Source organism: uncultured Veillonella sp. (assembly GCF_915069625.1).
Lineage (GTDB): Bacteria > Bacillota > Negativicutes > Veillonellales > Veillonellaceae > Veillonella.
Window position 1 is genome coordinate 1 of the sequence record NZ_CAJZFD010000156.1, and the last position, 4,919, is coordinate 4,919.

Sequence of the window (4,919 nt, forward strand, 5' to 3'; positions counted from 1 at the left end):
AAGTATATAATAGAAATATATAATGTTAACTTTAACGCGAAATTCTTGGGCGTGTATTATAAGACGTTTTTGGAGGACTTATACATATGGAAAAAAAACCTCTAGTTGTTGTAAACGGTTTAGTCCGTAAAGATGCAATTGCTTATTTAAAAGAGCACGTAGATGTGCGCCAATGGACTGAAAAGACTGTAATGCCTCGTGAGACATTAAAGGAATGGCTCGTTGATGCGGATGGTTTGTGGTGTGTTCGCCCTTTAGATGTAGACGGTGATCTTGTAAAAAATGCACCTAATTTAAAGGTTATTGCTCAAGCAGCTGTGGGTTATGATAATGTAAAAATTGATGAATTAACGGCAGCAGGTATTCCTTATGGCAATACGCCAGGTGTTCTTAATGAAACTGTGGCAGAACTTGCTTTCACATTAATCGCCACAGCTAGTCGCCGTATTTTAGAAAATGCTAATTTCGTAAAAGAAGGGCGTTGGGCTCAAAGACCTTCTAATATTAAGGGCTTTGATTTAAGTCGCCGCACCCTTGGTATCATCGGGATGGGCGCTATCGGTGTATCTATTTCACGTCGCGCTCGTGCCTTTGGTATGACCGTGGTATACCATAATCGCAACCAACGTATAGATGATAAAATCCATAAGACTACGTATATGGAGCTAGATGACTTATTAGCTACTAGTGATGTAGTATGTGTAATGGCTCCATTAACAGATGAAACCTATCACATGTGCGATGAAGCATTCTTCAAGAAGATGAAAAACACCGCTTTATTTGTAAATGTAGGCCGTGGACCTATCGTTGATACAGATGCACTCATTAATGCCTTACAAACAGGTGAAATTGATTATGCGGCACTCGATGTAACTGATCCAGAACCATTGCCAGCAGATCATCCACTATTAAGTGTTGAAAACTGTCTTATCGTACCACATATCGGTTCCTATACTGACCGCACGCGTTATGATATGTCTATTTTGACAGCCGATAATATTATTGCTGGGGTTCATAAGAAACCATTAAAAACTTGTGTTAATGAAGAGGTTAACTATAAAAAACCAGAAATGGATGTAGAATCTGCTTTAGAAGAGCTCAAAAAAGCAGGCGTTGATTTAGCTGATTTCGACTAATATCACAAGACCTCAAAAGATATGCGGTATTATGCAAAATATGGTAAAATAAAAGAATATTTATCCTATGGAGGTTAGAACGTTGGAACATAAAGATATTGAAAAAACTGTAGCTCCTGAAGAAGTTGTATCTGTTAACTTTATCGAAGCTATCATCAACAAAGATAATGAAACTGGTAAATACGGTGGACGCGTATTAACTCGTTTCCCGCCAGAACCAAATGGTTACTTACACATTGGTCATGCTAAATCTATCTGCCTTAACTTTGGTATTGGTAAGCAATATAATGGCTTAACAAATCTTCGTTTTGATGATACAAACCCAGCAAAAGAAGACGTTGAATATGTAAACTCCATTATGGAAGATGTAAAATGGCTCGGTTTTGATTGGGCGGGAGAGCCTCGCTATGCATCTGACTATTTCGGCCAAATGTACGAATATGCTAAGAAATTAATTACTCTTGGCAAGGCTTATGTAGATGATCAAACTGCAGATGAAATTAAACAAACACGTGGCGATTTTTCTACACCTGGTACTAACAGCCCATACCGTGACCGTAGCGTAGAAGAAAACTTGAAACTCTTCGAAGAAATGAAAGATGGTAAATACGCTGATGGTGAAAAGGTATTGCGTGCGAAAATCGACATGGCGCATCCTAATATCGTTATGCGTGACCCTGTTATCTATCGTATTGTAAATACAGAACATCATAATACAGGTAATGAGTGGAAAATCTATCCTATGTATGATTTTGCTCATCCTATTGAAGATGCTATCGAGCGTATTACACATTCCATCTGTACTTTGGAATTCGAAGTTCACCGTCCATTGTATGATTGGGTACTTGAAGACTGGGATGACACTGAAATTCCACAACAAATTGAGTTTGCTCGCTTGAACGTAACTAAAATGGTTATGTCCAAACGTAAATTGCGTGCTCTTGTTGAGGCAGGCCTTGTAGCTGGTTGGGATGATCCTCGTATGCCTACTATTTCTGGCTTACGTCGTCGTGGTTATACTCCAGAGGCTATTCGTGATTTCTGTGACCGCATTGGCGTAGCTAAGGCTGACAGTGTTGTTGACATTGCTTTGCTAGAGTTCTGTATCCGTGAAGATTTGAAACTCAAAGCTACACGTCCTATGGTCGTTATTGATCCTGTGAAAGTTGTTATTACAAACTATCCAGAAGGTCAAACTGAACTTTGTACCGTTGAAAATAACCCAGAAAATGAAGAGTTGGGTAACCGTGAAGTTGTATTTGGTCGTGAAATTTACATCGAACGCAATGACTTTATGGAAGAGCCAGTTAAGAAATTCTTCCGCTTGGCACCAGGTAAAGAGGTACGCTTAAAAGGTGCATACTTCATTATATGTACTGATGTTATTAAAGACGAAAATGGCAATATTACAGAAATTCACTGTACATATGATCCAGAAACTAAGAGCGGTAGCGGTTGTACACGTAAGGTAAAAGGTACATTGCATTGGGTTGAAGTATCTACTGCAGTAGATATTGAATCTCGCTTATATGACTACTTACTAAAAGAAGATTCTGACGGTAAAGACTTCTTAGGTGACTTTAATCATGAGTCCTTACAAGTATTCCATAGTAAAGGGGAAGCATGTCTCGGTACAACTGTACCAGGAGACCATTTCCAATTCTTGCGTCAAGGTTATTTTGTAACTGATAAAGATAGCACACCAGATCATATCGTAATGAACCGTATCGTTGGTTTACGTGATAGTTGGGCTAAGGCACAAAAGAAATAATGTATCCTACATTGTTAAGATAATGATAAAGAACCGCTCCGTTAAGGGCGGTTCTTTACTACTGTGTTGTTACTAGACATAATGTTGAGAGTTTGTGACATTAACGTTTTATTCGAGGAGATATATGAAAAAATTAGTATTACTTGCTACTGCAGCAGCTGTATTAGTATCTGTTCCGGCGATGGGCTCTGCAGCAAATATTAAGTCCATTTTGAATAGAAGCCAAACAGTAACATATCAAGGTGTTAAATTACCTGAAGGCGTTACTATGTATCCAAATAATCCTAAAGCGCTTTTCGCAGGAGATGCTAAAAAGGATATAAAATCTGTATTTATCGAAGCCGGTGCTACATCTGCCAATGTATATACGCTAAACATTAAAAACGAAAATGAAATGAATTATGCTGTATATGGTGATGTAGTATTAGGTAAACAATTATCTGGTCAGATTAGTGAAACAAAGCATGTTAACTCAGATCCATCTGCACTAGGTGCACTTGCATCTGCTATTAATAAGGGTGATAGCCCAATTCTTGGTACTTTCACAGTAGTGACGCCATTATCTAAACAAGGTAATGTATATGAAGGAACATTAAAATATAAAAGTATAGCTAATAATAATTCTTATAATGAAGTATTACATATTAGTTTGTCTGACGATAAGTACACTGGCCCTAATGCACGCTTTATCGCTATAGATGAAGCTAATGATGCTGCGATATTCCCTAAAGTTAAGTCTTTGCTAACAGCTAAAAAATAAATAATTATTGAAAATATATATCAATTATTCTTGACAATTTTTCTCATCAAGAGTACTATGTGCATATAGGAATTATTCTCATTAGGGGTGGTTCTAACGATATGCAACAGGCAGGTACTATTATGATGAATTCAATTGACCATATCATTGGATATCATTGTGCACCGGCAATTCGAGGGATTAAGCTTTCGAACTTGGTTTCTATTCCACGGGACATGAATGAACAAATCCAATTTGTATTGACAGAATATAATAAAGAGTTCAATGAAAAAGGTTTGTTCTTCTTTGAATTATGTCGCTGTAAAGCACGTAGACTTTTATTGGTATTCCGTGAGAAGCAATTACGAGACTATGTACGGCAACCTGCAGTGATGACATTTTTGAAAGCCTACGGTTATCATGATCGTATGAGCATTATGGAGATGCTCGAGCATCTACGATACCGTATGGAGGCGAGCATTGATTTTCCACATGAAATCGGCGTATTTTTAGGCTATCCATTAAATGATGTGAAATACTTTATTTCTCGTCGTGGTAGTGGATATCGTATGTGTGGGGAATGGAAAGTTTACCATGATGTGGTAGATGCTAAGCGCTCTTTCTTATGTTACAAAGCATGTCGTGAATTTTGTCAAACTCAATTGATGTTGGGAAAAACATTTAGTTCATTGGTCGCAAGAACGGCCTAGGAGGTACAAGATGATTGGTGTAATTTATTGGTCCGGTACAGGCAATACAGAACAAATGGCTCAAGCAGTAGCAGAAGGTATCAAAGCTGCAGGTCAAGAAGTTGAAGTAAAATCTGTTTCTGAAGTATCTGTAGATGACGCAGCAGCTTACGAAAAATTAGCTCTTGGCTGTGCTGATATGGGTGCAGAACAATTAGAAGAAGGCGAATTTGAACCATTCTACACAGAACTAGAAGCTAAATTGGGTGGTAAAAAAGTAGCAATCTTCGGCTCCTATGGTTGGGGTGGTACTTGGTTGGAAGACTGGGGCACTCGCATTAAAGATGCTGGCGGTGAATTAGTAGCTGATGGCGTAGCTATCTTGGGTGAACCTGATGATGATGGCAAAGCACAATGTGAAGAATTGGGTAAAACATTAGCAAACGCATAATTTACTCTTAACCATTAACATAAATCCTAACAGTTAACAGTATATAAAGGCTGTAATAACGGTAATTCGTTATTACAGCCTTTTTTGTTATTGTCTTTAGACTGGTTCGCGACGTAGTCGCGAATCATTAAAC

General features: G+C 38.1%; 5 protein-coding genes. All 5 read left to right on the plus strand.

What is annotated here, in order from left to right; translation table 11 throughout:
- Positions 1-86: 86 nt before the first annotated feature.
- The 5 genes from QZ548_RS07920 (at position 87) to QZ548_RS07940 (ending at position 4,786) form a co-directional block, all read left to right on the plus strand.
- On the plus strand, positions 87-1,136 hold the full coding sequence (locus QZ548_RS07920) for a D-glycerate dehydrogenase (protein ID WP_119209109.1): 1,050 nt from the start codon (positions 87-89) through the stop codon (positions 1,134-1,136).
- An 82-nt stretch (positions 1,137-1,218) separates the two neighbouring features.
- Positions 1,219-2,907 carry a glutamine--tRNA ligase/YqeY domain fusion protein gene (locus QZ548_RS07925; protein WP_119209108.1) on the plus strand — a complete coding sequence of 563 codons (1,689 nt, stop codon included), beginning with the start codon at positions 1,219-1,221 and terminating at the stop codon, positions 2,905-2,907.
- Between the two features lie 124 nt (positions 2,908-3,031).
- Entirely contained in the window at positions 3,032-3,667 is a 636-nt protein-coding gene (locus QZ548_RS07930; protein WP_119209107.1) for a hypothetical protein, read from the plus strand.
- Positions 3,668-3,768: 101 nt separating this feature from the next.
- Positions 3,769-4,356, plus strand: a complete 588-nt coding sequence (locus tag QZ548_RS07935; RefSeq protein WP_105094098.1) for a DUF3793 family protein — start codon at positions 3,769-3,771, stop codon at positions 4,354-4,356.
- A gap of 10 nt (positions 4,357-4,366) precedes the next feature.
- A complete protein-coding gene (locus QZ548_RS07940) occupies positions 4,367-4,786 on the plus strand; it encodes a flavodoxin (protein WP_105089459.1) in 420 nt (139 codons plus the stop codon).
- The last annotated feature ends 133 nt before the right edge of the window (positions 4,787-4,919 follow it).

What these genes read in the sequence shown, in the direction of transcription:
- QZ548_RS07920 (WP_119209109.1), top strand. Translation starts at nt 87, where the DNA reads ATGGAAAAAAAACCTCTAGTTGTTGTAAACGGTTTAGTCCGTAAAGAT.
- QZ548_RS07930 (WP_119209107.1), top strand. Translation starts at nt 3,032, where the DNA reads ATGAAAAAATTAGTATTACTTGCTACTGCAGCAGCTGTATTAGTATCT.
- QZ548_RS07935 (WP_105094098.1), top strand. Translation starts at nt 3,769, where the DNA reads ATGCAACAGGCAGGTACTATTATGATGAATTCAATTGACCATATCATT.
- QZ548_RS07940 (WP_105089459.1), top strand. Translation starts at nt 4,367, where the DNA reads ATGATTGGTGTAATTTATTGGTCCGGTACAGGCAATACAGAACAAATG.